The organism is Marinilactibacillus piezotolerans (assembly GCF_900114235.1).
In the GTDB taxonomy this organism is placed as follows: domain Bacteria; phylum Bacillota; class Bacilli; order Lactobacillales; family Carnobacteriaceae_A; genus Marinilactibacillus; species Marinilactibacillus piezotolerans.
Window position 1 is genome coordinate 1 of the sequence record NZ_FOSJ01000002.1, and the last position, 26,795, is coordinate 26,795.

Annotated in this window: 28 protein-coding genes and 1 pseudogene; 4 read left to right on the plus strand and 25 right to left on the minus strand. The window is 34.2% G+C overall.

What is annotated here, in order from left to right:
• Positions 1-156: 156 nt before the first annotated feature.
• The 14 genes and pseudogenes from BM212_RS00840 to BM212_RS00910 all read right to left on the minus strand — a co-directional run bounded on the left by BM212_RS00840 (position 157) and on the right by BM212_RS00910 (position 12,533).
• The gene (locus BM212_RS00840; protein ID WP_091895368.1) at positions 157-1,392 is read right to left on the minus strand and encodes a transposase; all 1,236 of its coding nucleotides are present in this window, start codon (positions 1,390-1,392) and stop codon (positions 157-159) included.
• 194 nt (positions 1,393-1,586) lie between these two features.
• Positions 1,587-2,440 (minus strand): annotated as a pseudogene (locus tag BM212_RS00845) (ABC transporter transmembrane domain-containing protein); the annotation flags it as partial.
• A gap of 115 nt (positions 2,441-2,555) precedes the next feature.
• Positions 2,556-4,646, minus strand: coding sequence for a glycine--tRNA ligase subunit beta (gene glyS / locus BM212_RS00850; protein ID WP_072694944.1), 2,091 nt, complete (start codon positions 4,644-4,646; stop codon positions 2,556-2,558).
• A gap of 1 nt (position 4,647) precedes the next feature.
• Positions 4,648-5,577, minus strand: coding sequence for a glycine--tRNA ligase subunit alpha (gene glyQ, locus BM212_RS00855; protein WP_072694945.1), 930 nt, complete (start codon positions 5,575-5,577; stop codon positions 4,648-4,650).
• Positions 5,578-6,353: 776 nt separating this feature from the next.
• Positions 6,354-6,842 carry a hypothetical protein gene (locus tag BM212_RS00865; RefSeq protein ID WP_072694947.1) on the minus strand — a complete coding sequence of 163 codons (489 nt, stop codon included), beginning with the start codon at positions 6,840-6,842 and terminating at the stop codon, positions 6,354-6,356.
• A gap of 49 nt (positions 6,843-6,891) precedes the next feature.
• On the minus strand, positions 6,892-7,668 hold the full coding sequence (gene recO, locus BM212_RS00870) for a DNA repair protein RecO (protein ID WP_072694948.1): 777 nt from the start codon (positions 7,666-7,668) through the stop codon (positions 6,892-6,894).
• Between the two features lie 128 nt (positions 7,669-7,796).
• Positions 7,797-8,705, minus strand: coding sequence for a GTPase Era (gene era / locus BM212_RS00875; protein ID WP_072694949.1), 909 nt, complete (start codon positions 8,703-8,705; stop codon positions 7,797-7,799).
• A gap of 1 nt (position 8,706) precedes the next feature.
• Positions 8,707-9,111, minus strand: a complete 405-nt coding sequence (locus tag BM212_RS00880) for a cytidine deaminase (protein WP_072694950.1) — start codon at positions 9,109-9,111, stop codon at positions 8,707-8,709.
• Between the two features lie 15 nt (positions 9,112-9,126).
• Complete coding sequence (locus tag BM212_RS00885; protein ID WP_091895373.1) at positions 9,127-9,522, minus strand: diacylglycerol kinase family protein; 396 nt, start codon at positions 9,520-9,522, stop codon at positions 9,127-9,129.
• Positions 9,506-9,979, minus strand: coding sequence for an rRNA maturation RNase YbeY (gene ybeY, locus BM212_RS00890; RefSeq protein ID WP_091895375.1), 474 nt, complete (start codon positions 9,977-9,979; stop codon positions 9,506-9,508). Before ybeY ends, BM212_RS00885 begins: the two co-directional genes overlap by 17 nt.
• Positions 9,979-10,950, minus strand: a complete 972-nt coding sequence (locus BM212_RS00895) for a PhoH family protein (RefSeq protein WP_072694953.1) — start codon at positions 10,948-10,950, stop codon at positions 9,979-9,981. The genes ybeY and BM212_RS00895 overlap by 1 nt, the downstream gene beginning before the upstream one ends.
• A gap of 228 nt (positions 10,951-11,178) precedes the next feature.
• The gene (locus tag BM212_RS00900) at positions 11,179-11,625 is read right to left on the minus strand and encodes a GatB/YqeY domain-containing protein (RefSeq protein WP_072694954.1); all 447 of its coding nucleotides are present in this window, start codon (positions 11,623-11,625) and stop codon (positions 11,179-11,181) included.
• 61 nt (positions 11,626-11,686) lie between these two features.
• Complete coding sequence (rpsU, locus tag BM212_RS00905; protein WP_072694955.1) at positions 11,687-11,869, minus strand: 30S ribosomal protein S21; 183 nt, start codon at positions 11,867-11,869, stop codon at positions 11,687-11,689.
• A 241-nt stretch (positions 11,870-12,110) separates the two neighbouring features.
• Positions 12,111-12,533: a Fur family transcriptional regulator gene (locus tag BM212_RS00910; protein ID WP_072694956.1), complete on the minus strand. Its 423-nt coding sequence runs from the start codon at positions 12,531-12,533 to the stop codon at positions 12,111-12,113.
• 132 nt (positions 12,534-12,665) lie between these two features.
• On the opposite strand from BM212_RS00910, the gene BM212_RS00915 reads away from it, so the two are divergent.
• Complete coding sequence (locus BM212_RS00915) at positions 12,666-13,478, plus strand: pyruvate, water dikinase regulatory protein (RefSeq protein ID WP_072694957.1); 813 nt, start codon at positions 12,666-12,668, stop codon at positions 13,476-13,478.
• 65 nt (positions 13,479-13,543) lie between these two features.
• Here the strand turns inward: BM212_RS00915 and BM212_RS00920 are convergent, their stop codons facing one another.
• From BM212_RS00920 to BM212_RS00950, 7 genes are all read right to left on the minus strand, one after another.
• Positions 13,544-13,945 carry a rhodanese-like domain-containing protein gene (locus BM212_RS00920; RefSeq protein WP_072694958.1) on the minus strand — a complete coding sequence of 134 codons (402 nt, stop codon included), beginning with the start codon at positions 13,943-13,945 and terminating at the stop codon, positions 13,544-13,546.
• A 72-nt stretch (positions 13,946-14,017) separates the two neighbouring features.
• Positions 14,018-15,136 carry a YqgU-like beta propeller domain-containing protein gene (locus BM212_RS00925; protein WP_091895378.1) on the minus strand — a complete coding sequence of 373 codons (1,119 nt, stop codon included), beginning with the start codon at positions 15,134-15,136 and terminating at the stop codon, positions 14,018-14,020.
• 66 nt (positions 15,137-15,202) lie between these two features.
• Complete coding sequence (locus tag BM212_RS00930) at positions 15,203-16,180, minus strand: ROK family glucokinase (RefSeq protein ID WP_072694960.1); 978 nt, start codon at positions 16,178-16,180, stop codon at positions 15,203-15,205.
• A 17-nt stretch (positions 16,181-16,197) separates the two neighbouring features.
• Complete coding sequence (locus tag BM212_RS00935) at positions 16,198-16,902, minus strand: rhomboid family intramembrane serine protease (protein ID WP_072694961.1); 705 nt, start codon at positions 16,900-16,902, stop codon at positions 16,198-16,200.
• A 141-nt stretch (positions 16,903-17,043) separates the two neighbouring features.
• A complete protein-coding gene (locus BM212_RS00940) occupies positions 17,044-17,385 on the minus strand; it encodes a hypothetical protein (RefSeq protein WP_072694962.1) in 342 nt (113 codons plus the stop codon).
• Positions 17,386-17,486: 101 nt separating this feature from the next.
• Positions 17,487-18,020, minus strand: coding sequence for a hypothetical protein (locus BM212_RS00945; RefSeq protein WP_091895381.1), 534 nt, complete (start codon positions 18,018-18,020; stop codon positions 17,487-17,489).
• A 52-nt stretch (positions 18,021-18,072) separates the two neighbouring features.
• Entirely contained in the window at positions 18,073-18,429 is a 357-nt protein-coding gene (locus BM212_RS00950; RefSeq protein ID WP_072694964.1) for a helix-turn-helix domain-containing protein, read from the minus strand.
• 259 nt (positions 18,430-18,688) lie between these two features.
• Here BM212_RS00950 and rpmG point away from each other — a divergent pair, with 259 nt between their 5' ends.
• On the plus strand, positions 18,689-18,838 hold the full coding sequence (gene rpmG / locus BM212_RS00955; RefSeq protein WP_072694965.1) for a 50S ribosomal protein L33: 150 nt from the start codon (positions 18,689-18,691) through the stop codon (positions 18,836-18,838).
• Between the two features lie 94 nt (positions 18,839-18,932).
• Here rpmG and BM212_RS00960 read toward each other — a convergent pair whose 3' ends face one another.
• Both BM212_RS00960 and BM212_RS00965 read right to left on the minus strand, forming a co-directional pair.
• Entirely contained in the window at positions 18,933-21,083 is a 2,151-nt protein-coding gene (locus BM212_RS00960) for a peptidoglycan D,D-transpeptidase FtsI family protein (protein WP_245750909.1), read from the minus strand.
• Positions 21,084-21,346: 263 nt separating this feature from the next.
• Complete coding sequence (locus BM212_RS00965) at positions 21,347-21,955, minus strand: superoxide dismutase (RefSeq protein WP_091895387.1); 609 nt, start codon at positions 21,953-21,955, stop codon at positions 21,347-21,349.
• A 288-nt stretch (positions 21,956-22,243) separates the two neighbouring features.
• Here BM212_RS00965 and BM212_RS00970 point away from each other — a divergent pair, with 288 nt between their 5' ends.
• On the plus strand, positions 22,244-23,023 hold the full coding sequence (locus tag BM212_RS00970) for a DUF1189 family protein (RefSeq protein ID WP_091895390.1): 780 nt from the start codon (positions 22,244-22,246) through the stop codon (positions 23,021-23,023).
• 66 nt (positions 23,024-23,089) lie between these two features.
• On the opposite strand, the gene BM212_RS00975 is transcribed toward BM212_RS00970, so the two are convergent.
• Positions 23,090-24,403 (minus strand): DEAD/DEAH box helicase, encoded by a 1,314-nt coding sequence (locus BM212_RS00975; protein ID WP_091895393.1) that lies wholly within the window; start codon positions 24,401-24,403, stop codon positions 23,090-23,092.
• Positions 24,404-24,736: 333 nt separating this feature from the next.
• Here BM212_RS00975 and zwf point away from each other — a divergent pair, with 333 nt between their 5' ends.
• On the plus strand, positions 24,737-26,206 hold the full coding sequence (gene zwf / locus BM212_RS00980) for a glucose-6-phosphate dehydrogenase (protein WP_091895396.1): 1,470 nt from the start codon (positions 24,737-24,739) through the stop codon (positions 26,204-26,206).
• Positions 26,207-26,286: 80 nt separating this feature from the next.
• On the opposite strand, the gene argR is transcribed toward zwf, so the two are convergent.
• Entirely contained in the window at positions 26,287-26,754 is a 468-nt protein-coding gene (argR, locus tag BM212_RS00985) for an arginine repressor (protein ID WP_091895399.1), read from the minus strand.
• Positions 26,755-26,795 lie beyond the last annotated feature (41 nt).

Below are 26,795 nucleotides of genomic sequence, written 5' to 3' on the forward strand. Positions count from 1 at the left end.
ATTTGAATTTACCCTTTTTACATTAAATATCCACTATTGCATGTAATTAGAAAACCTGTATTCGTTAATTCCTCATTTTTAGCAATTATGTTTAAAAATAGCCATGCAAATAAAACGCCCATATGCGCGTTTTAAAAAATTATTCAGTTTATTCATTCACAGTAAAGATAACTGATTCGAACGCTTTTCTACTTTGTAAAAGTATCTGATACCTACCGTATCAAACGAGAGGATTTTAGAGATACCTCGTATGAACCGATAAAGATAGAACTTTATTTTCTTTCGTTTGTTTGAAGGTCGTGCCCGTGCTAAGACTGTTTGTGTATGGTAGTTACTCTTTTCAATGGCCAACGAATAATGCCCAACAAGACAATTCATCAGTGTATACAGAATGCGTAATGAACTGACCGTCATTGTTCGCGTTTTTTCTAATTGAAACTCTTCCTTTTGAACACGAAAGAGTTCTTCAATTCGCCAGCGAGTAATATAACTTTTCAGAATTCGAAGGACATCGTCCTTCCCATTGATGGAGTGATTCGTTAATAGTTTCATTGGCTTTTCGCCATAGCCATAGACAACAACCATATTAAGAGGGGAATCTTTTAACACAGGCAACTTAACTTTAATATGACTAACCTTTAATTTATATTCATCACCTTGAATTTCCGTCTTAAAGTTGATTTTTCCTTTCCGACGATGCGCTAAGTCAGGGACTTTCACGCGACGATTTCTATGTAGTAAATAACGATTATCCTTTAGTCGCGTAATGAAGTGATGGCCGATATCTTGGACATACTCATATATCGTATTGGTGTCATAACCACGATCCATAACGAAAGTAGCCTTTTTCTTTCCTAAAAACGAAGTGACTGTATTAAAGCCTTTGGCTATTTCAATATTTTGACTGTGAAAATCTTTCTCCTTGGAAGAATACAAATGATTATACAGAGGCAAGGGATGTTTCGTTTTCAGTGTAGCCATTGAAAAATTGATTGTAGGATAGCCTTTCTCTAAAACATTCTTTGACCCATCACGGACTAAAGCTAAATGTTCCATCTTTTCGGCATAAGGTTTAACAATTTCTGATTCATCAACGATAACCAAAGGGTTATCCGGTATAGATGTTCTTAAGCCATTTAAATAATTATGATGGAGCTCTTTCAAGTCATTCTCTTCAGAAGCATTACGAGATAAGCGTTTAATGGTGTACTGCAAGTCAATATTTTCTTCTAACGCTCGTGCAATATCTGATAACAGGGTATTTTGAGCCTTAGACATGCCATATAAAATATCACTGTAAAATTTCTTTCGTGGTTTAGAAAGACCTTCGGTCAGTTTTTCTAAAAAAGTGATTAAACTTCGCTTTGTTTGATAAATTTCTGTAGAATTCATGGTAAAATAACCTCAGTTCCTGTTTTGTTTTTTTGTTTTGTAGTGATTCAATTATAACAGATAACAGGATGAAATTAGTCCACAGATTTAAGCTGTGGACTGCTCAAAAGCCCGAGGATACCATGTTTTCCACATGTGTATACCTCGGGCTTTTGTCACCGTTCAGGAAATCATAAAATTTTGGGTAAATTCAAACGAACCAGAATGTTGGCAAATAAAATGAATGCTACAAAATCACCGTATGTTAATTCGCCTTGGATCGTGTAATAAGCACCAAAGAACATTGCAAACAAGCTAATCAAACGCATGAGCAGATAATTGTATGAACTACTTAACCCCATCATTTTATAAAATAGTACTTTGAACGTTTATATGCTTCGTTTAATGATCCGAAACGCTTATCTTCATAGTCTTCGTTGGCGAAAGCCTGTACGACTCGAATACCTCCTACAGAAGCTTCTATACCCGCACTAAAGCCGGCAAGGTCATCGTAGATCCTATTATTCACATAGGTCATTTTTTTATTGAAAATTATAACTGCAACAGCAATTAATGGAACAAGTATAAATGTCATCACTGCAAGACGAACATGTACGGTTAGCATCAAGCCAAAAGCGCCAAGTAAAGTAAAAACAGTAATAAATATATCTTCGGGCCCATGGTGAGCAACCTCAGCAATTTCAAATAAATCAGATGTCAGTCGAGTAATGAGCTTTCCTGTTTCTCTATTATCAAAGTATTTGAATGATTGTTTCTGAATATGTTTATATAAGTCCTGGCGCATATCCGTTTCTATATTCGTACCTAATCTATGTCCATAATAAGTAACAATAAATTGTAAAATAGTATTTAATACATATATAGATAACAAGCCAATGGATACCCATACGATCATTGGCCACTCTTCAGTAGGCAAAATTGAATCAATCACCCGCTGAACAATAATCGGAAAAGCTAACTCTAAAATAGCAACAATAATTGCCGAAGTGAAATCTAGAGTAAACAACCATTTATAGGGTCGATAATAATTAAAAAATTTTTTAAGCACTTCAATACCTCCAATATAATTTATCATGACAAACTGTCACATCTGATCAAGAATAATCCTTGAAATAATCTTCAAGAGCAGAGTGAATTCACTCTGCTCTTAAAGTCTAACAGTACTATTTAATTAACAGCTGGCTTAAATCAGCAAATGTCATTAATAGATCATTAATAGATTTAAGCATAGCTAAACGATTTTTTTTGATTTTTTCATCATCTGCCATAACCATATTTTCTTCAAAAAAGGTATCAATTATTGGACTTAATTCTTTTAAAGCTTGATATCTTTTGTTTGAATCAATAGTGTTGTTAAATATATTTTCAGTTTGTTTAACAGAAAGATACAAATCCTTTTCAGAATCTTTTTCAAATAATTCTTCATTAACTAAGATCTCTTCAGATGCTTTGTCGGCTAAATTTGAAACACGTGTAAGTGATTCGATAGTTGCTTTATAATCAGCAGTATCTTTATATTTGTTCAAAGTTAATGCTGCATCAAAAGTAAAGACAATATCATCCTGGTCTGCTTTTAAAACGGCCTGTCTAATATCAAAAGGAATCCCTCCTGATTCATTAGAGATTTGCATCTGCTGATCTATACGGTCCTTAATGAACTGCAGTACCAAAGTTTGATTCTGAGCAACACCAGCTTTTAATTCAACATTGATATTCAAAGATTCTTCTATCTGATTCATTAAATTTTTCAGTGAGAAATGGCGACCGGAATTTTCAATTATCCGCACAATGCCCATTGCTTGTCTTCTCAATGCAAAAGGATCATTTGAACCAGTTGGTACTTGACCGATTGCAAAGAACATGATTAAAGTATCTAATTTGTCTGCTAAAGATAAAACCGTACCGACTGTTGTGGATGGGAGTTCACTAGTAGCAGAAGAAGGCAGGTATTGTTCAGAAATAGCATCCCCTACTAATTCTTTTTCTCCTTTTTCTTTAGCTAGTATTGCTCCGATTTTTCCTTGTAATTTAGTGAATTCAATGACTGTATTCGTTACAAGATCGAATTTAAAAATCTCGCTTGCTCTATTAAGTGCATCTTTTTCTTGTTTAGATAAATCAAATTCATTCGCTAAAATTTGTGCTATCACACTAACACGTTCTTGCTTATCGTATAGAGAACCAAGTTTTTCATGAAAAGATACTCGTTTTAATTTATCCACACACGCATCAATTGAACTCTTCTGATCTTCTAGATAGAAGAATTTTGCATCAGCTAAACGAGCTGCCAGAACTTTTTCATTACCTTTTATAACAGTTTCAATTTGTTCTTCTGAACCATTACGGACAGCAATAAAATAAGGTAGAAATGCTTGTGTGTCATCCTGCTTTCTTACTGGGAAATATCTCTGATGGTCTGCCATTGATACTTCTAGAGCAGCTTCAGGCACTTGAAGATAATCTTCGTTGAATGAACCAAAGAACGTAGTAGGGAATTCTACTAAATCAGTTACCTCATTTAATAGTTCTTCGTTATCAAGTGGGACTTTCCACCCTTTCTCCTGACAAAGATCAGTAATCTGATTTACTATCTTAGATTTTCTTTTATTACGGTCTGCAATCACATTTTGCTTTTCTAGGATATGTTCATATTCTGACGCATGCGTCAGTTGTATTTCTTTTCCTAAAAATCGGTGACCTTGAGTAGTTGAACCCGAGCGTACATTGAAAACTTCTAAAGGCACAATTTCCTGATCCAGCATAGCAACTACCCAATGTATTGGACGAATAAATCTATAAGAGTGTGTGCTCCACTTCATGCTGACCGGGAAGTTCATTGAAATAATACATTCAACGATTCCTGGCAATACTTCTACAGCCTTTTTCCCTTTTGTAAATTTTTCTATAAAGATATATTCCACGCCTTTGACTTCTTTAAATACAATGTCATCAGTAGATGCTCCTTGTCCTTTAGTAAAGCCGACTGCAGCTTTTGACCAATTCCCTTCAGCATCTTGTGCAATTTTTTTTGCAGGTCCTTTGACCATTTGCACATCATCTGGTTGGATTTCAGCCAGACCTTCAATCATTAAAGCTAATCTTCTTGGGGTTGAAAATAGTTTAATCGATTCGAAAGATAACTTCATTTCATTTAAAAAAGATTCGACGTTATTTTTTAATTGTTCAACGGAAGGTTCGATGATTTTAGCCGGCATTTCTTCTAAGCCGATTTCTAATAAAAATGTATGGTTCATATTATTTTTCCTCCTTATTAATATATTGTTCTATCCATGTCTGGCTTTTGCCTTCATTTAATAAAGGGAATCCTAATTTCGCACGTTCCAATACAAATGCTTTAGCAATACTATGAGCCATTTTACGGATACGTCTTAAAAAGTCAGGACGTTCAGTAGCAGAAACAGCTCCTCTTGCATCTAAAAGGTTAAACGTGTGGCTACATTTTAATACACAATCATAAGCTGGATGAGCTAATCCTTTTTCAATTAAAGCATGTGCTTCTGTTTCATAATCTTTAAAATGGTTGAATAGCATCTCTTGATTACTATAATCGAACGCATAAGCTGACTGTTCATATTCTGGCTGTTTAAAGATTTCTCCGTATTTAACACCAGGTGCCCATTCAATATCATAGACACTTTCAACACTTTGGATGTAAGAAGCTAGTCTTTCTAATCCATATGTCAGCTCACTGGTAACAGCATCTACTTCTAAGCCTCCAACTTGCTGGAAGTAGGTAAACTGTGTAACTTCCATTCCATCTAACCAGACTTCCCAACCAAGTCCTGCGCAGCCAAGGGAGGGATTTTCCCAGTTATCTTCTACAAAGCGGATATCATGTTCTAATGGATCAATGCCTAAAATTTCTAAACTTTTCAAATACAATTCTTGTATATTATTTGGAGAAGGTTTCATTACAACTTGGAACTGATGATGCTGGTAAAGACGATTGGGATTTTCTCCATAACGTCCATCAGCCGGTCTCCTAGATGGTTCTACATATGCCGCGTTCCATGGTTCAGGGCCAATTGCTCTCAAAAAAGTATAAGGGCTCATGGTACCTGCGCCTTTTTCAGTATCGTAAGCCTGCATCAGCATGCATCCTTGTTCTGACCAGTATTGTTGCAGCGTTAAGATGATTTCTTGAAACGTTAAAGTTTTTTTCATCATTATTCCTCTTTTCTTTTTCTATTCTGTAAAATATAAAAACTCGTCCCTATACTGATAGAATCTACCAGTATAGGGACGAGTTTTCTCGCGGTTCCACCCTACTTCCGATTCAGCCTTTAACTAAATCAGCGCTTTGATTTTGCACTCCAGATGCCTTTCAAAATGTCATCTCACTCGGCTTTCACTATTCCGAACTCGCTATAAAAGACTGAACATTTTTACTCTTTCTTTCATTGTGCTTTTCATTTGTTAAATTCTATCTTACACGAACTAAATAGAAAGTCAATCATGAGTTAGTGAACTTTAACATAGAATCCCTTACTCTCAATTAGTTCGAGAAATCTGTGTTTATCTTTATTTCAAGATAAAAATGTATACCTGTGCCGGGGTCTTCTCCAACGGTAACTAGACATTTTAACATCGTCTTTTTTCATAAAGTTCCCAGTTTCTGGTTTCTTCAAAGGGAACTTCACTGCTGATGAAGATACTGCCATAAGTTTTCTGCTTATCGTGATAAAGACCATTTTGAGTCAATCCTCTACTATTCAAAGGCAAAAGACAGATGAAAATCCATAGTATAGCTATGATGTAGTCAAGAAAAGTAGAATAAAGGATAAAACTTACGAGTAATAGTTGAAAAAGTATTCCTGATTTAAAAAAATTTGTTCGTATCACTATTTTTTTCTTTTGATACAAATATTGCGCCAGTAACATTACTGCAAAGACCAGTAGTATAATTTTGAATAATAGAATCATCAAACTGACTGTTCCTTTCATTTATAAGGTTCAATATCAATGATCTCGTTATGCAGTTCAACAAATTGAATGACATTTTCTTTCTCGGCTAAAGGAAAATCGATATAATAGACGGATTTATAGTGATTATTTGTGAAACGAACTTTAATTTTATTTTTCTTTTCAATCATTAACCAGTCAGAAGTTTTTTCAAACGAGAACTTTCTGCTTAAAAGTCCATGTAAGTAGCTACCAGGCATATTGGGGATAATACCGTCTTTGGTGAACCCTTTGTTATACAAGGATAAAATTAACATAACAGCAGCAGTTAAGGACAATATGTACCCTAAAAAAGGCGCAGAACCAAACCAAGAAATAGCTAAAAATAATAGAATAATTAATGGCTGCAGACATTTCATCAATGATGTAACTTGCTGTCTGATTACAATTGTTCTGATTTGATTAATCATTTTATAGATTGCGCTCGCAAAAAGTATAAAGAAAATTAGCATAAAAATGGTATCCACTACTATTTCTCCTTTTTAAAAAGTAATCAGCATGGAAGAAAGAAGCAGATCATTCTTCTGGCCTTTTCAACACTCCGTCCCATTCATGCATATGATCAATGAATCGTTTGCTCTTTAACTTTAAACCGACTAGTTCTTCATAAAGCATATCGATTACATACCTTATATCTTTCTTTGTCTGTTCTGAAATCGATATGGTTCCTATTTTATCAAAGGAAATAACGGAAAACAAACGGATGAAGTGAATTGCTTTAGGATTGGCGTGATAACGTCTTTCATCTTCAAAATAATGTTCTGGACATAATAATCCATGAAATTTACTAGAATAATCAAATGCACCTTCTGTTTTTCCACAGATAACACAACCTCGAAGTTCCGGCATTACTCCAAAGTATCTAAGAAATCTGATTTCCAGGATATTTAAGATAACTTCAGGTTCCTCTAATTCATCCATTAGATTCAAGCCTTCTTTTAACTGGGTAAATAAATTAAAGTCTGGAACTCGATCTACTAATGCAGCATCAGCCAATCCACAAGCATAAGTGGCATAGGCATTCTTAAAAATATCAAGTTGAACTTGTGAATAAGGCGCTATATCTTTTGCGTCTCTTAAAAAACTCAGACCTTGATCCCTTATATCTGCAATATATGTTCCATGAGAAAATAGCTGAATTGCCCGTTTCAGTTTATTATTAGGATTTTTTGTACCTCTAACAAAGAACATCATTTTACCATATCGATCAGTAAATATTTTAACAAGAAAATCTCGTTCTCTATGCTTTCTAACGGATATTACGATGCCTTCGACTTCCTCTAGATGAGCCATAAGATTCCTCCAAAAAAAGTAATAGACGTTCTCTTTAAAATAGAAAACGTCTGGAATACTTGCTTTAATTTCATACAATTCGTTAAATAAATTAGATAACTAGTGGATTATTTACTGGAATAATCTTTTTAATAATCTTCATTCTTATAGCCATAATCTTGCAGATAGGTCTGTTTATCTCGCCAGTCATTCTGGACTTTAACCCATGTTTCTAGATAAATTTTATCACCAAGCAGTGCTTCGATGTCTTTTCTAGCTCGAGTACCGATTTCTTTCAGCATTTTACCGCCTTTACCGATAATAATTCCTTTTTGACTTTTACGCTCCACAATAATCGTAGCATCTACTTTTACCTTATCATATTCATCACGCTGCATTCTCTCGACAACAACTGCAACTGAATGAGGGACTTCTTCTCTAGTCATTTCAAGTACTTTTTCCCGTATAAGTTCTGAGACGATAAAATATTCTGGATGGTCAGATACCTGATCTTCAGGATAATACTGAGGACCTTCTTCTAAATATCCATTTACAACCTTTAAAAGACGATCTACATTATTTCCTTCAATCGCTGAAATAGGAATGATTTCATCAAAATCATATTGTTTCTGATAATCTTCTATAATCGGTAATAGCTCATCTGGATGTACTTGATCAATCTTATTCAATACAAGAAATACAGGGGTTGAAATATGTGTCAGTTTTTCAATAATAAAGTTATCTCCGGGGCCGCGTTTTTCAGCAACATTTACTAAGAATAAGATAACATCTACTTCGTTGAATGTACTTAATGCAGAATCAACCATGAAATCTCCCAGACGATGTTTCGGTTTATGAATTCCTGGAGTATCAATAAAAACAATTTGTTCTTTATCCGTTGTATGGATTCCTTGGATTTTATTTCTAGTAGTCTGAGCTTTTTCACTCATAATCGCAATTTTCTGTCCGATAATTCGATTCAACAACGTTGATTTACCAACATTAGGTCTTCCGATAAGTGAAACAAAACCAGATTTAAATACTTGTTCTTCTGACATATTAAACCATATCCTTTGATGTAAAGGCACCAGGAAGTAACTCTTGTACAGTTGTTTCCTGTTTCTGCCCTTTTCTATTTGTAAGAAGTACTTTCATTTCAGGAGAAAAAAATTCAGCCATAACTTGTCTACAAGCTCCGCAAGGGGATATTGGTCCATCTGTATCTCCCGTTACAACCAAGTATTCGAAATTTTTCTCGCCTTCTGAAACTGCTTTGAAAATTGCTGTTCTTTCAGCACAGTTTGTAAGTCCAAAAGAAGCATTTTCAATATTGCATCCTGAATAGACCGTACCTTCTTTTGTTAATAATGATGCCCCTACTGGGAATTTTGAATAAGGAACATATGCTCGCTCAAGCATATCTGTAGCAGTTCTTATTAGCTTTATTTCTTGATTTTCATTCATAAGTAGCAACCTTTCTTAAGAAAATAACTTAATGATTTTAGGTGCAAATATAAGTAGTCCAGTCACTACAGCAAATATGGTTGTACTCAATACTGCACCTGCTGCCATGTCTTTTACTTTCTTTGCTAAAGGATGATATTCTTCCGTTACAAGATCTACTAAATTCTCAATGACTGTATTCAGAATTTCCATGACAAAAACTAGAAATGAAGATAAAACGATCCAGAGCCACTCTGTTATAGATAATGAAAGAACAATACCGAGTAATAATGCTAGTACTCCCGCTAGCACATGAGTACGCATATTCCGTTCTTCCTGGAAGGTTGTTTTGATTCCTTCAAATGCATAACGAAAAGAGTCGCTATATTGTCTATTTTTATGTGGCAGCTGATTTTTATCGCTCAAGTCCATACTCCTTCAAGATTTTTTCTTGTAAAGTAAACATTTCTTTTTCCTCTGTTTCAGTCATATGATCGTATCCATTAAGATGCAGCAGTCCGTGCACAACGAGAAACCCCAGTTCACGTTCAAATGAATGTCCATAATCTTCTGCTTGTTCTGCTGTTTTATCGATTGAAATAAAAAGATCTCCTAACACTCGGGGTAAATCAATTTCATCTTCATCTGAGATTAACCAGTCATCTTCCGTTTCATCTTCCATCGCGAAGCTAATGACATCTGTTGCATAATCTTTATTACGATAAGTTTTATTGATTTCTTGAATTCTATTATTATCGACTATCGTTACTGAAATCTCAGCATCCTCTTCCAAGGATAACTTCTCAGCTGCAAATTCTAGAATTTCATCAATCAATTTTTTCTCTGATTTTTTTAATCGATTCGTTTCATCATATAATAAGATTTCCATTATTTTTTCAAATCCGTTTCTTTTTCATAAGCTTTAATTACTTTGGCAACAAGAGGGTGTCTGATTACATCCTCTGCTTCAAAGTGTACATGTCCAATTCCAGGGATTCCTTTTAGTACCCGTTCAGCATGAATTAAGCCACTCGTTGTACCTGCCGGTAAATCAATTTGAGTTTTATCACCATTAATAATCATTTTTGATCCAAAACCAAGTCTTGTCAAAAACATTTTCATCTGTGGGACTGTAGTATTTTGAGCTTCATCCAAGATGACGAATGCATCATCTAAAGTTCTTCCTCTCATATAGGCAAGAGGAGCGACTTCAATTACTTCTCTATCCATTAATCGATTTGTATGCTCAGTTCCAAAAATATTATAAAGAGCGTCATAAAGAGGTCGTAGATAAGGATCAACCTTTTCTTTGAGGTCACCTGGTAAGAATCCTAGTTTTTCTCCAGCTTCTACTGCAGGTCTTGTCAAAATAATTCTTTTAACGTCTCCTTTTCTCATAGCAGCGACTGCCAACGCAACAGCCACGTAAGTCTTACCAGTTCCGGCAGGACCAATTCCTAATACAATATCATTATTTTTGACGGAATGAACATAGTTTCTTTGACCAACGTTTTTTATTCGTATAGGACGTCCATCTCTATCTTTGCCGATTTCTTCTTCATACATTTTTAAAAATTGTGAGAGTTTACCTTGCTGTGCCATACGAATAGCAGACAAAATATCAGAGCGCTTGATTCTATTTCCCTTATTGATTAGATGCTCTAACTCACTTAAAATACCATCAGCTTGTTCAACCGCTTGTGTTTCACCTGTGATTTCTATCTGGCTGCCGCGGCTGCTGATAGATACTGATAACTCTTCTTCGAGTAGCTTAAGATGATTATTTTGAGCACCAAATAAGGCGATAGCTTTTTCTGAATTATCAAAGATACGAATCTTTTTTTGTGCATTGTCAGTCAAACAAATGCCAACTCCTTTGAAAGGTTTAGTTTAGTTAAGTTTTTATACTTCCTATAAATCATAGCATAAAAAGTAAATAATCTCTATAAATACAAGTATAATAGCTATTTACAACATTTAAAACTTATTAAAGTACTATCAGAAAACATAATTATTTTAAGCCAATAAATATAAAGATATCACAAAAAAAGAGGCAGCGAGATCCGTGATCTCAACTCCCTCTAATCTTTATTTGCTTAATTCTTGTTTTACAATCGAGCTAACAAGACTACCGTCTGCTTTTCCTTTAACTTTAGGCAAGACAGCACCCATTACTTTGCCCATATCTTTCATAGAGTCAGCACCTGTCTGTTCAACTGTATCACGAACAATTTGAAAAATTTCTTGTTCAGATAACTGCTCAGGAAGATATTGGTCAACAATTGAAAGTTCTTTTTCAAGTTTTTCAACTAGATCTTTACGATCTGCATCTTTAAACTCATTAAGAGATTCGACTCTTTGCTTTTTCTCACGAGCAAGCACCGTTAACTCTTCATCTTCAGTCAATTCGTCTCCTTTGTTGATTTGTTCATTTTGCAAAGCAGATTTTAACATACGAATCGTAGTAAGGCTTTCGCGATCTTTAGCTTTCATCGCAACTTTCATATCTTGATTAAGTTCTTCTAACACTGTCAAATAGTTCACCTTCTTTAAAGAAAAGTGGTATTATATTTTTTGTTCAAAAGCAATACGTAAATTAAAATTTCTTGTTTTTACGTTTTCTTGCTTCCTCAGATTTCTTTTTACGTTTAACACTTGGCTTTTCATAGTATTCACGTTTACGGGCTTCTTTTAAAGTGCCAGTTTTAGAAACGGAACGTTTGAAGCGACGAAGAGCATCATCAAGACTCTCACCTTTCTTGATATCTGTTTTAGTCATCGTTCTTCCCCTCCCCTCGTACGTTCAGGGAGTTCCATTTGTTTAATAAAATAATTCCTCACAATTGGTCTTCCCTATCAATAAATGATGTAACTGATTTCATATACATAGCTGATGTATAAAAACAGTTCTTGCTCATTATATACAACAAGCATTTTTACGTCAACCGTTAGAAGTAAAAAAATTAAATTTTTATAAAAATTGATTTCTTACCTGTTAGATTAAATTATTCCTTCTGAACTTAACTTGCCATGCAGTTACTGCAGATTCCAAAAAGTTCAAATCTGTGGGCAGTCACTTTACAGCCGGGTAATTGATCTGAAAACATATCGATTGGACAGTTCTCAAGAGGCACTGTTCTTCCGCAATTTGTACAAATAAAGTGATGATGGTGATGACCGTGCATCTCACAACTGAAACGAAACAGTTTTTCGCCATTCAACTCAGTCTCTTCTACTATTGCTAGATCCACAAAAGTATTTAGATTTCTATAAATCGTATCTGGACTAATTCCAGGGAATAGCCCTTTCAGGCTATCTTGTACTTCCTTAGCAGTCATATATTTATCATGATTAAATAATAATTCTAATATTTTTTGGCGTTTTCCAGTAGTTTTATATCCTTTATTTTTTAAAGTCGTAACAGCTTGATCAAAAGCAGACAAAATATCGCTTCCTTTTAATTAGTTTAGTATATAATAGCTGAGATTCGTAAAAATATCAAGAATCGCTTGTTACTTCACTAAATATCTCTTGTCCTGTATAATAGCTCTGTACTCTAGAAAGGATGAAACATAGTGAATGAACACTCAAAATTAGCCATATATGTCTTATCAGATTCTGTAGGAGGAACCGCTAGTAACATTAGTAACGCAGCATTATCACAATTTCCTCAGCTAGAATGTAATTTTAAAATATTTTCGTTCATTAGAGAAAAAAATCAGCTTATGAATATCTTAAAAAAAGCGCAGGAAGTGAATGCAATCATTCTGCATACTTTTGTCAGCAAAACACTTATTCATACGATTCATGATTTCTGTAGTGAGAATGATTTAACTTGTTTTGACATTTTAAATCCAATTATGCGGGAAATTAGCAAACGAACCAATCTGCAACCACAGTTTAAACCTGGAGCTATGCATAAATTAGATGAAAACTATTTTGACCGTATTGGAGCTATGGAGTTTGCTGTTACTTATGATGATGGTAAAGATCCAAAAGGCTTTTTAGAAGCGGATATCGTCATACTAGGCATTTCCAGAACCTCTAAAACACCTTTAAGTATTTATTTAGCGAACCAGAATTACAAAGTAGCGAATCTTCCTCTTATGCCAGAAGCTGAAATTCCAAGTGAATTGTGGAGTGTAGATCCTAAAAAAATTGTTGGGTTAACAAATGATGAAAGTATTTTATCAAACATTCGTAAAGAGAGAATGATTTCTTATGGTATGAACCCAGATACCCCTTATTCTAGTACTGAACGCATTCAAAAAGAAATTAGGTATGCAGAGACCTTGTATGCCAAACTAGGATGTCAGATCATTAATGTTGCAAATAAATCAATTGAAGAAACAGCAGCTATTATTGTTAATTCATTTCAAGCGCATTGATCCCTTTTTATAATAAAAATGCACATGGCTCCTGGTTAAGGAGCCATGTGCATTTATTATTGTAATTATTTCATTTTTTTGCGTTTAATTTTACCATCCCAATCAGCATATCCGCCTTTAAGAATGTACAAATTCTGATAACCTTGTTTTTTTAATATAATTGCAGATCTTGCACTCAGGGTTTTCTTTTCGTCGTACAAATATATTGGCTGATCTTTACGAAGTTCATTCGCTCTTTGTTTCATTTGTAGATAAGGAAGATTTCTAGCTCCTAAAATATGTCCAGCATCAAATTCGTCTTTACCTCTAACGTCAACTACCTGTGCTTTACGCATATTTTCTTTAAATTCTTCCTTGGAAACAATAGTAGCAGCGTTTTTTCTTCTAAAATATTGTATGAGTTCCCAAATCCCCCATCCAATAATTCCAATCCACAAGATTATAGTAAATATTGTCCATCCATCCAATTCTATACTTCCTTTCTAACTGTTCTCATCTACATAGTTTACAGTAGAAAAGCGTTTTTTTCTAGTACTTATTTAGATAGAATCAGATATTAACGAGTGAATTGAAGAATTTCCTTCTAAATCGATAACCTTTTCAAATTGCCAACCATATAATACGTATTTTTCATCAGGTGAAAGTAAGATTGGTGCATTTTCAGGGAGTGAGATGACTGGATGCAGCTGACTATTTTGGAAATCCAATATACACAAAGTGAAAGAACCTAAATTTTGATTTAAGTCAGTAGGTTCATCAGCTACATTGCCAACAATCATACCATCTCTGTTGCTTTGTGATAGATAAGGATGTATGATTCTTTCTCCCATCGTAACTTTTGGAATTGTGATCGTTCCTTTATGAACCAAAAGAGGATAATCTTTCATTAGATGAACTTCATGGTCATTAATATCTGACTCCAAAATAGAAACTACAGTATCCTGATTCAGGTAAAACCCTATTGTTTCATTACTGATTCGGTCAGGAGTTTCATCTTTTCTAACATCTCCTATAAAAAGCTGCTTTGATAGTTCATCTATGTACAAGTAAAGATGAGATGAATACCAGTTAGGTTCAACACTTTGAATAGGCATTTCTTGAAATTGATTGTTTTCAAGATTCCAGATCCTTACCTTAGCTTGTTCAACCGATGTCTTTGAATCGACTTGATAATAGGATAAAAATACCAAATGATCTTCTACAGGGTTCCAATTGACAGTTAGATAACCACTATAATCAATTTTTTTTCGGTTTAATTCATCGCCTACTAAATTTACTACCACGAGATCAACTGATTGATCAGAACCCTCTTGAAACAATATCTTATCTAGTTGATTATTGATTTTGACAGTTAAAATATGTTTTTCTGTAGAATATAGCATTTTACGGTCTCCATTTTTTATATTTAATTGGATCAATTGCTGGCCTTTTTGGTCTCCAAGATGAACAAGCACTTCATCATTGTCTAACCACCCTACTATTTTTTGTAAAGTTTCTTTTGATTGATCAATTTGAATAAATTTAGATTCTTCAATAGTTGGATGATTAGATGGTTCTTCTTTTGACATTGATTCAGAAGCAGAACATGCATATAGAAAAAAGAGACCAGAAAGCATGAGAAATAGACTAACTGATTTCAGCTTATTTCTTGAATGCATTCTGATCACCTTCTTATCCAATATATTAATTCTATATTAACATAAGAGAAGTTTTTAAATCATCTATCATGACTCAGAGAATGAGTCATTAAGGACTAGAGAACTAGCACCAATTACTCCTGCATCATTTCCTAGTTCGGCAATTTTGATCTTAGTATTATTATAAATGGGCGGAAAAGCATAATTCACAAATTTTTCTCTAATCTTTTCAGCCAAAAATTCTCCGGCTCTGGATACTCCACCACCAATAACAATTGTAGAAGGATTCAGCATATTAGAGATATTACCACAAGCTAGAGCTAAATAATCACAAACTTTATCCACTACTCTTACTGCGAAAATATCGCCATCCTTAGCTGCATCAAAAACACTTTTAGCATCAACGCTCTCACCATTATCTATGCTTTCTTTCAGAGAAGAAACTCCTGCAAATTCTTCAGCCATTGTTCTAGCTAATCTAACAACTCCTGTAGCACTTGCAACAGTTTCGAGGCATCCTTTATTACCGCATGTACAATCAAATCCGTGAGGTTCAACAACAATGTGTCCAATTTCTCCGGCTGCACCAGATGCACCACGGACTAGTTCTCCATTTATAATAATGCCACCACCGACACCAGTACCTAATGTCATAAAAACTACATTAGGCTCATTGTTTCCAGCCCCAATCCATTGTTCTCCTAAAGCGGCAACATTTGCGTCATTATCAATGAAGAAAGGAATTCCTGTACCTTCTTCAACAAGTTTTTTGACAAATTGGATCGTTCTCCAGTTTAGATTATAGGCACCAATAACAGTTCCTTCAACATGACTTACATTTCCAGGAGAACCCATGCCGATTCCTAAGAAATCTTCTTTAGTCATATTGTATAAATCTAAATGATGGTTGATTGATTCAATAATTGCAGGTACGATTTTCGCACCTTTTTCAGTTGTATCTGTTACTAAACTCCATTTATTTTGAATTTGACCTTCGATATTTAGAATTGCAAACTTGATAGTCGTTCCACCTAGATCAATTCCAATCAATTTTTTTTCAAGCATATTTTCCCCTCCATTTTTTAATTGAAATAAAGCATAGTTGTTGTTCGCCAGCCTATAATTAATATGATACTAAGTAAAATGATATAAATACCACCATACTTAGCTTGAACTTTAACCCCACTGATCCAAGCTTTCGGTGCTGATAATGCATACATAGTCAAGTAGCCGCCAGCTAAACCACCAACATGACCAGCCATATCGATTCCATTGCTGAAAAGACCAAATACGAGATTGATGATGATCAGCAATAAGAAACTTTTAGACATTTCTTTAACCTGGTAATTATTTGGAAATAGTTTAGGCAAAACAAGTGTTGCTCCGAAAAGGCCAAATAATGCTGTACTAGCACCTGCTGAGATGGATTGATTGAATGCAAAGCTTGCAGCATTTCCCGCTATAGCACTAAGCATATAGAGCAATAAATATCTCCAATGACCTATGATCGCTTCTACCTGTATCCCTAGAAAGTAAATAATCAGCCCATTGAGAAGAATATGCTCAATCCCTATGTGTAAAAAAACAGGTGTAATAAGGCGCCACCATTCTCCAAGCACGATCAGTTCGTTAACTTTAGCACCTAATTCATATAGAACGAAAGGATTTTGGCTGCCTCCTCTAAGTGTTTGTAAGAGAAACATAAACACAGTTAAGCCTAATAATCCATAAGTTACAAAAGGCTTTCTCTGCCATCGTCTCATTTTCATTTTAGTTTGAGGACTCATTTATAATCCTTCCTTTTTATGCAATTTATATTTAGTATATCATAAATTTTATCATCTAAATGTTTAAAATTAATCGCTAACAAAAAAAGCTTTGAAACCATAATGACCAAATGGTTTCAAAGCTTCAAATTTGAATTTACATCATTCCATATTGCCATCTAAATCTTTTTTGAACTCTTTAGCAGCTTCTAGATTTGATGCGGCTCTATTCTTTTCATTATTAGATTTATTATTCTCATCGGTCTGTTCAATTGAAGTTTTATCAAGTGAATCAGTCAAACTGGTTGTCTCACCAGTTCCTTCTATGGAAACTACATGCAATGATTGTAGATAAATTATTTCTCCAGATTTTAATTCAAATTCATGAAATAAATTGCCGGATTCTTTATTTGAATTTGATAATATTTTGTGCAATTCTTCTGGAGGTATCTGAATCATAAAAAGCTCACCATTTACCATACTAACCTTGGACATTCTGCTCATCTTGCTCATCCTTTCAAATATGTTTTATTAAATTCATCATATAGGAATAAGGTAAGATACTGAAATTATATGCATAGTCACAGAGTAATATTTGCTAAAAACTAATTTCCCATAAGCTTTTGTGCTATTTCTTCGTAAGTCATTTCGCTATTGATTTCATAGCTGCCAGGACGAACTAACGGAGCATAGTCGTTATCTTCTAAAAAGCTGTCAAAATCATAACGATCTTCAATAATGCTTTCTGACTCTAATTGTTGTGCGGCTACACTACTAGGTTCACCCTCGCCAATTGTAATTGTTGCTTTAATTACTGGATCTTCTTCAGGCTCCTCCTCTTTGCTTTCATCTTTAACTTCGTCTTCATTGCTAGAGGCATCTTCTTCTGTATCGCTAGTTTCCGTTTCATTGGCAGGTTGTTCAACTTCTTCTGAAGTTGTTTCTGCTTGTGAGGTTTGAGCAACTTCTAGCTGAGCAATTTTTTCTTCTAAATAAGTAATTTCAGATTCTAGTTCTTCAACATTCCCAGTTTGACCGTTCGCTGACTGGTTTCCCGGCATCAATAAAGAAGTCAATACAAGAATAATACCGGAAATAAAGAACCCTAGAGCTAGAATTCTTATATTTTTTTTCGACATATTTTTATTCCTTTCCTTAATAGCTAGTTACTCTGTCCATCTATTTTTCTACTTAATGTACTCCTTCAGAAATATAGGCATCGATCGTGTGTTGAACGGATGCTTCCGATACGTGCAGGTGTTCTGAAATATCTTTAGCAGAAAGACCTTGTGTAAATAAAGTCAAAATATGGGTTTGAGTCATATTCGTAACACGATCAGGAAATGTTTCTACTGGTTTTTCGATTTTCAGTTCATTTTCTAGATTCTGAATTCTTTTGTTTAAACCGTAAATAATTTGGACTAAATCCAATGAAACATCTTCTAATTCTTTATAAGTGCGATCTTTTTCTTCTTTTTTAAGAAAAGAATAGATCATCAAAATTGCAGATATCCCAAATAGGATCCCTGTTATTACCCATAGTTCCATATGTGTGTTCCTCCTCTTATTAATAGCCTTATAAATTTTACCATACTTAATAAAAAACAGGAAGGACCTGATAAATTTCGTAATAAAGCGTAATATAAATGACTATAGTACATTCTAGAATATAGGACTCTCTTCTATGAAATTTTTATTTAAGCAATAAAAAGATGGTAATTTTTGTCTAAACGTGTTATCCTAGTCAAGGCGAAAGACTAGACACTTATGTTTGGTCTTAATTCAGGAAAGATTTGGAGGGACCATCATGCGAGTTAACGTAACTTTAGAATGTACAGACTGCAAAGAACGCAACTATTTGACTTCTAAAAACAAACGTAATAATGCGGAACGTTTGGAAGTTAAAAAATATTGCCCTAGAGAGCAAAAAGTAACTTTGCACCGTGAAACTAAATAATCATTCATGTATTAAAGCCAAAAGTTAAACTTTTGGCTTTTTAATTTACAAAAAGAGTGCGGGAATCTTTTACTGGATCCCCGCACTCTTTTCATTATTCAACATTTTCTGCTGCGTTTTGTGCTTCTTGTAATTCTTCAACTGTTTCAGTATTGCTTTTTTGTTCTTCTTCAAATTCTCCAGTTTTAAAATAAGCATCCATCATTCTTTTTGCTGCTGCTAAATTCTCCTTGTTAGTTCGTTCGGAACTTGATTCTGGCAAATATGGAACGATAACTGCTACAGCAATTTCAGGATCATCATAAGGAGCGTAACCCACATAGGTTAAATTCACAGTGGTTTCACTTGATTTTGTTTCTGGATTATACCAGAAAGATTGGGCAGTTCCGGTTTTACCAGCGGCATCATATGGTGCATCTGCAAAAAATGATCTTGCAGTCCCTTGATCACCATGTACTGCTTGGTAAAAACCTTGCTGAACACGGTCCATTGCTTCATCAGAAACAGCAACTTTATTTAATACTTTAGTCTCAATTTCAGTTTTAAGTGCTCCAATTTCACCGGTGTCAGGATCGGTATCTCTAATTTCTGAAACAAGTTTGGGCGCTACCCTAACACCATCATTGGCTATTGTTGATACATACTGTAATAGTTGTATAGTAGTATAAGTGTCATATTGCCCAAAGGCTTGAAATAACCCGTCTACTGCTGAAGGATTAGATCCCTTATATCCGGTCATTTCAGATGGTAAATCTATTCCTGTTTCTACACCTAACCCGAATTGAGCGTAATACTCTCTTTGCTTATCCAGTAACTCCTGTCCATTAAAGGGTAACGATTTATAAGGAGAATAGTCCCATACTCCCCCCATCCTCATTGCAAGCCGAGACATATAAACATTAGAAGAACGTTCTAACGCTGTGATGTCATTAATCATTATTGAACCACTTTGATTAAAAATTGATCTAATAGGGTTAGAGCCTTTAAATAGAAGTGGTGTATCTTCAATAACATTATTACTTGTATCTAGTACTCCGTCCATATAAGCAGATAATACTGTTGCACCTTTTATAGATGAACCAGGAATGAATGCTTTCGTAATTGTGCCCAGTGCATCATCTACAGCTTCTCCATCGTCACCTACTGTTTGTCCGGTCATAGCTAAAATATCTCCAGTCTGCGGGTCCATAGCAGCCATATATATTTCCTCATTACGCCCTTCTCTTTTCTGCAAAGAGTCTTTGGCGATCTGTTCCACTGTTTCTTGATAAGAGATATCAGATGTTAAAATTAAATTATCACCTTTACTACCTGAATATTTTTCTACTTGATTAATTATCTCTCCGTTATTGTCAGTTTCAGTTTCAATAATTGATTTTGTTCCTCTTAATACCGATTCATACTGTTCTTCTAAATAAGTTCGTCCGACTCTATCATTTCTGGAATATCCCATAGCAAGATATTTGCTGACTTTTTCACTTGGTATACCTTGCTCTTCAGAAGTAACTCGTCCTAAAACGCTTTTCAACATGTCTCCTTGGGGATATACACGTACCCAGTCTGTACCTGTTCCAACACCTGGAAGAGAATCAAGATTTTCACTTACTCTTGCAATCTCTTCTTGGGAAACATTCTCATTTTTAATGTTAACGGTACTTAAGGAATAAGAAGCATTCATACTTTTATATATAGCAGTAGCAGCTTTTTCTTTTTCAGAAAAGTCTGCAATCTCGTCTTCTGTAACTTTATCCAGCATAGCCTGATATGATTCAGAACCAGATAATTTCAATTCTTCATCAGAAAGTCTCTCATTAACCTCGTCTTGATTCATTGCTATATAAAAGTCCTGCATATCTCTAACTGTTATATCAGAACTATCTTCATTGTCGAATGGAGAAACACTAGGCATTGTAATGTAATCTGCTAAATTTAAAGCGATCTCAGCCATAGTCGCTCCTGAAGTGTTTTTTCCTCGAGTATATGTGATTGTATTTCTTGCTTCGTTTCCAACTAATTTGGTTAAGTTAGCATCATATATTTCTCCTCTAGGTACGCTTCCAGTAATCGTGGTACGTTCTGTTCTCTCTACTTCTGCACGATACTCATCTGCTCTGATGATTTGTAGATAACCAAGGCGAAGTATCAAAGCCGAGAACAGCATAAACACAATAAAAAATAGTAGATTTAAACGGAAAGGAATATGGGATTTTTTTCTTTCCTTTGTCTTTTTAATAGTTTTTCTCAACATAAAGCCTCCAAATATTTCTCATACAAAGTTTACAGTTTACTAATTTGATTTATATTATTTTCTAAATAGACTTAAAACAGTTTACCAAATAGACAGGAGAATTTCTATATGATAAAGAGTAAAATTGTGTGAAGATTTCTTGTGTTCATAATATTTATTGATTAATAAGCTCTATAGTATGTTAATTTTCTTTAAGGTAATATTAATCAAACAAAAAGCCAGGTACTGTTTGAGTACCTGGCAATGAAAAGTTAATTGAGTTATTTAGCTGCTTCGTAACGTTTTGCAACTTCATCCCAATTTACTACATTCCAGAAAGCTGAAATATATTCAGGACGTTTGTTTTGATAGTTTAGGTAATAAGCATGTTCCCATACATCAAGTCCTAAAATAGGAGTTTTTCCTAATGAAAGAGGTGAATCTTGGTTCAATGTATCGATTACTTCTAATTTTCCGTCAGTCAAAACTAACCATGCCCAACCTGAACCAAAGCGTCCAGCACCTGTAGCACTGAATTTTTCTTTGAATTCATCGAAGCTACCAAATTGGTTATCGATTGCATCAGCTAATTCTCCAGAAGGTTTTCCTCCACCATTTGGTGATAGGATTTCCCAGAATAAACTGTGATTTGCATGCCCCCCACCATTGTTTTGAACTGCAGTTTTAATATCTTCAGGTACAGAATCAAGTTTTTGCATTAATTCATCAATACTTAATTCAGCAAGTTCCGGATGACTTTCTAGAGCAGCATTCACTTTCGTCACGTAAGCAGCATGGTGCTTGTCGTGATGAATACGCATAGTCTCCTCATCGATATGTGGTGCTAATGCATCATAAGCATAAGGTAATTCAGGTAAATTGTAAGCCATAATGAACATTCCTCCTGTTTTGTTTTTTCTTACATTCATTATTCTAACATTGAACACGTTATTATCAAAGCATATTCAAGAAATTTATTCAATTTTTAGACACACTTTACTTATTTATGGTTAGTTATGTTTTTGAATAAACCCAATAAAATTAAAGCTCTATAGTATTTCTTAAACTTTTTTTGACGGTATAATTCTTTACCGAACAGTCGTTGTTATTTAAGCAATAAGAATGTAAAATGAAGTAGAACGAATTTATAGAATCTATTATATAAAGGAAGATACCCATTGATTTACTATTTAAAACTAGCATTTGGACGTCCTAAAGAAATTTATAAAGCTAAAGACATGAAAAAAAGACATTTAGCTGCTATTGTAGCACTATTGATTTTCTTTGTTACAATTCTGAATATGGTACTGATTTTTCCAACAATCAATTCAATTAAATCAGATGGTAAGGAAATCGCTAATGATTTACCAGAATTTTCTGTTGCTGATGGTACTCTTAAAGCTGAAGAAGGCGAATCTTATATACATCAGACAAACACATTTTTATTCTTTTTTGATCCTGATAATCAAACAAGTAGTAATGAAATTGATCAGAACATGGAAAGATTACAGGTACCAATCGGTATAGGGTTGTTTGAAGAAGAAGTTTATGTGAACCTTTCAGGATTTGTAATGGAAACCCCTTATTCTCAAATGGATGACTTCGATAATGAAACCATTCAAGGAATTTTCAATGAACTTGGTGACTTTTCAATTATTTCTTATATAATTAGCTTTGTGATCCTGTATATTGGGCTCGGCTTATTTACACTATTTGATTTATTGTTTATTATCTTGTTCGCTAATTTATTTTCAAGAGTGTTGAGATCTAATCTTACTTTTAAAGAGAATATAAAAATCGCTATCGTGTCGGCTCTTATGCCTACGCTGGCAGTAGAGATCGCATCTGTATCAAATTTACTGTCTACCTATACTTTTGAACTTAAAATTCTTTTATCCTTGTTTTTCTTTTATCTGACTATAAAAGAAATGAGTAAAATAAAACCAAAAGCATCCTGACTAACAATTTAATACAAGTAAAAAATGAGACCGTCTAATATATTTAATAGACGATCTCATTTTCTGTTATTTTTTATTTAATTTTCTAGCTTTTCTTCTTTTTTCTTCTTTTTTACGTTCAATTTTTCGTTTATATCCAGGTTTTACATTTTTCTTTGCCTTTTTGCGCATACCATGAATTTCAGAGTCAAAAGCTTCTTTACTATTCTGATCTTTGCGCTGTTCTCTTCGGTTACGATCATGAGTATCGATTACCTCGCCTTGTTTAACTTCTTTAGGCTGGAAACTGATACCCATACTTTCAAGGGTCTCGATTGCTTTTTCTTCACCAGGAGAATACAAAGTAACAGCAATACCATCCATTCCGTTACGACCTGTTCTGCCAACCCTGTGAATAAAGAAGTCTAATTCATGAGGAATTTCCGCATTGATAACATGAGAAACTCCTTTGATATCGATTCCTCTAGCTGCAAGATCAGATGCTACCACATATTGATAGTCTAAATTCTGAATTTGTCTCATGACTCGTCTGCGTTCTCGAGAAGAAATACCACCGTGTACGACCGCTACATCAAGCCCTCTATCTCCCAGACCTTTAGCAATTTCATCTACTTTATCTTTTGTATTAGCAAATACCAATGCGAGATAAGGTTGTCCGAGTGTTAGTAGTTGATGGATAACATCAACACGTTTTTTTCCTTTAGTCGAAATCAGCCAATTTTCAACTCTATCAGAAATAACTTGCTGATTTTCAATTACAATATTGATTGGATTTTTCATATATTTCTTTAAGAAAGGCTGTAAACTCTGTGGAATCGTGGCAGAAAAAATAAGCATTTGTCCATTTTCTGGTAATCTGGCAGCAATCTGGTCTACTTCTTCTAAGAATCCCATGTCTAGCGTCATATCAGCTTCATCCATAACCATATAACTTGCTGTGTGAGTCAACAAAGCATTCTGTTTTACTAGATCATTCATCCGTCCAGGTGTTCCGATTGCAACGTGTGGTTGTTTTTGAGTTAATTTATCGATTTGCCTTTGTTTATCAGTACCACCAATAAATTGCTGAACAATAATCTCTTCTTCAGAATGAGCAGCTAATTGACTTGCTGCTTGAAATAACTGATCAGATAGTTCTCTACTTGGAGCAGTAATTACAATTTGAACCTGTTCTCTACTTGGATCAATTTGATTGAATAAAGGAAGTAAAAATGCATGGGTTTTACCTGATCCAGTTTGTGACTGGCCTATAATATCTCTTCCCTTTTTAATTTCAGGAATAACTTTTCTTTGAATTTCAGTTGGCTCTTGAAAGCCGATTTCTTTTATTGCTTCGATAAGGTATGGTTTCAAATTATATTGTTCAAATGGGTGTGTCATTATCTCGCCTCTTTCTTTAACTCATAGTATTGTACCAAAGCTAGCCTTGGCAATCCATATTTATTCTATCTTTCTCATTAATTATCCTTATTCTTGGCACATTTTTAAAGTAATTATCTTTAAAAGAGCAATAAATTTTATAAAAAATAATAATTTTTATATAATTTGATATTAACTAGACGGGTTAAATCAGTTTTCTGATAAGGAAATTTTGATATTTTATAATCAAAATTACAGAAGCGCAACAATTCAGTTGCTTGAATGGCTAACAAAAAGTAAAATAGTATATAGTAATCTTTATACATTCGTGTGTAGATAGAAAAGAGGGAAAGTATGAATCAAGCTAACAAAGCACTTTTTATAATATTTGGAGGTACTGGTGATCTCGCACAACGCAAATTGTATCCTTCATTGTATCGTTTATATACAAAAGGCTTCTTAAAAGAAAATTTTGCAGTGATTGGTACTGCAAGACGTGAGTGGTCAGATGCTCACTATCAGGAAGTTGTTCGTGACTCTATTCACTCTTTAAAAGTTTCTGATGAACATGCCTTAGAGTTTTCAAGTCACTTCTATTATCAAGCTCATAATGTCAAGGACACAGAACACTATAATACGCTTAAAAAGTTAGCTGATCAATTAGATGGTAAATATCAAATTGATGGTAATAGAATTTTTTATCTTTCTATGTCACCTACTTTTTTCGGAACGATAACAAAACATCTGAAAAGTCAGAATTTAGTAACAGAAAATGGATTTAATCGAGTTATCATTGAAAAACCATTTGGAACTGATTATGAAAGCTCTAAAGCTTTGAACGATGAAATTTTAGAAGCTTTTGAGTCTGATGAACTTTACCGTATCGATCATTATTTAGGCAAAGAAATGGTTCAAAATATTCTAACATTCAGATTTGCTAATCCAATGATTGAATCGGTGTGGAATAATCATTTTATTTCTAATATGCAGATTACTTTGAGTGAAGAACTGGGTGTAGAAGAGCGTGCAGAATACTATGATAAAAGCGGAGCTTTAAGAGATATGATACAAAACCATATCATGCAGATTTTCAGTTTGCTGACAATGGATGCACCGAAATCGTTGAGTACTAATGAAGTGCGCAAACAAAAAATGCTCGTTTTATCAGCACTTAAAGAACTTACTACTGAGACAGTTCAAAGTGATTTTGTTCGTGGTCAGTATACTCGATCATTGGATAATAAATTATGTGGATACCGTGAAGAAGAAAAAGTTGCAGATGATTCTACAACCGAAACTTATGTAGCTGGTAAATTGGAACTTAACAATGAGCGTTGGAATGGTGTACCCGTTTATATACGTACAGGTAAAAAACTGGCGAAAAAAGAGGCACAGATTAACATCGTCTTCAAGCAAATAGAAAGTTCGCTTTTCAGTAAAGGGGATACTGCTCCAAATATTTTAACGATCTATTTAGGACCAAGCGAAGGCTTCTCGATCACATTAAATGAAAAGAAAATCGGGTTAGGAATGGATACAGATATCATGCAGTTCGATCATCTGAGAACAGAAAGTATGATACAGGAAAGTCCTGAAGCATATGAAAAGCTTCTTCTGGATTGTTTAAATGGTGATAGAACTCATTTTGCTCATTGGGAAGAAGTAGCTGCTTCATGGAAGTTTGTTGATAAAATCAGAACAACATGGGATGCTTCTACTAATAAGTTAGCTACCTACCCTGCAGGTACTGCAGGTCCTGAAGCAGCCAATAATTTACTGGAAAAAAATGGACATAAATGGATTTGGAATCCAGATCAACACTGATAAAAATTAAGTTACCACAAAAAACGTTACACAGAGCATCTAGAAAACTCTATTGTAATGAGATTTGTGGTAACAATTTTTTAGCTTTTTAATGTTGTATTCATACGTTCAGATAAGTAATTATACATTTTTGTTGCTTCTGTTTCGTTTTTTGAAATAATCATAATCGTGTCATTACCAGCAACCGTTCCAACTACTTCTGTAAATGGAATATCGTCCATCAAAGCTCCTATGACATGAGCGTTTCCTGGTATTGTCTTGACGACATTCATAAACTGGACTTGAGTAATATTATCGACTACTTCTCGTAATGTTGAAGACAATTTATCTTCAATCGTTAATTGGTTATTCTGATAAATCGTATATTTAGTCCCTCCATTAGCGCTAGGTGTTTTAACTAAATTCAATTCTTTGATATCCCTAGATATAGTAGCTTGAGTAGCGTCAATTCCTTTGTTTTTTAATTTGTTCAGTAATTCATCTTGTGTGCTGATTTCTTCATTCAACACCATTTGTTTGATCATCATTTGCCTTTCAGATTTTTTCATAAGGACACTCCTGTTTGTACTTTATTAAGATTCTATTGTTG

Bases quoted from the DNA above. Each gene is read 5' to 3' on its own strand.
- BM212_RS00925 (WP_091895378.1), bottom strand. From the start codon at position 15,136: ATGCATTCAAGAAATAAGCTGAAATCAGTTAGTCTATTTCTCATGCTT.
- BM212_RS00885 (WP_091895373.1), bottom strand. From the start codon at position 9,522: ATGGACTTGAGCGATAAAAATCAGCTGCCACATAAAAATAGACAATAT.
- glyQ (WP_072694945.1), bottom strand. From the start codon at position 5,577: ATGAAAAAAACTTTAACGTTTCAAGAAATCATCTTAACGCTGCAACAA.
- BM212_RS00950 (WP_072694964.1), bottom strand. From the start codon at position 18,429: ATGGAACTATGGGTAATAACAGGGATCCTATTTGGGATATCTGCAATT.
- BM212_RS00940 (WP_072694962.1), bottom strand. From the start codon at position 17,385: ATGAGCAGAATGTCCAAGGTTAGTATGGTAAATGGTGAGCTTTTTATG.
- rpsU (WP_072694955.1), bottom strand. From the start codon at position 11,869: ATGACTAAAACAGATATCAAGAAAGGTGAGAGTCTTGATGATGCTCTT.
- BM212_RS00880 (WP_072694950.1), bottom strand. From the start codon at position 9,111: ATGAATGAAAATCAAGAAATAAAGCTAATAAGAACTGCTACAGATATG.
- BM212_RS00965 (WP_091895387.1), bottom strand. From the start codon at position 21,955: ATGGCTTACAATTTACCTGAATTACCTTATGCTTATGATGCATTAGCA.
- BM212_RS00935 (WP_072694961.1), bottom strand. From the start codon at position 16,902: ATGAGTCCTCAAACTAAAATGAAAATGAGACGATGGCAGAGAAAGCCT.
- ybeY (WP_091895375.1), bottom strand. From the start codon at position 9,979: ATGGAAATCTTATTATATGATGAAACGAATCGATTAAAAAAATCAGAG.
- argR (WP_091895399.1), bottom strand. From the start codon at position 26,754: ATGAAAAAATCTGAAAGGCAAATGATGATCAAACAAATGGTGTTGAAT.
- recO (WP_072694948.1), bottom strand. From the start codon at position 7,668: ATGGCTCATCTAGAGGAAGTCGAAGGCATCGTAATATCCGTTAGAAAG.
- BM212_RS00840 (WP_091895368.1), bottom strand. From the start codon at position 1,392: ATGAATTCTACAGAAATTTATCAAACAAAGCGAAGTTTAATCACTTTT.
- zwf (WP_091895396.1), top strand. From the start codon at position 24,737: ATGAATCAAGCTAACAAAGCACTTTTTATAATATTTGGAGGTACTGGT.
- BM212_RS00930 (WP_072694960.1), bottom strand. From the start codon at position 16,180: ATGCTTGAAAAAAAATTGATTGGAATTGATCTAGGTGGAACGACTATC.
- era (WP_072694949.1), bottom strand. From the start codon at position 8,705: ATGTCAGAAGAACAAGTATTTAAATCTGGTTTTGTTTCACTTATCGGA.
- glyS (WP_072694944.1), bottom strand. From the start codon at position 4,646: ATGAACCATACATTTTTATTAGAAATCGGCTTAGAAGAAATGCCGGCT.
- BM212_RS00945 (WP_091895381.1), bottom strand. From the start codon at position 18,020: ATGTCGAAAAAAAATATAAGAATTCTAGCTCTAGGGTTCTTTATTTCC.
- BM212_RS00975 (WP_091895393.1), bottom strand. From the start codon at position 24,403: ATGACACACCCATTTGAACAATATAATTTGAAACCATACCTTATCGAA.
- rpmG (WP_072694965.1), top strand. From the start codon at position 18,689: ATGCGAGTTAACGTAACTTTAGAATGTACAGACTGCAAAGAACGCAAC.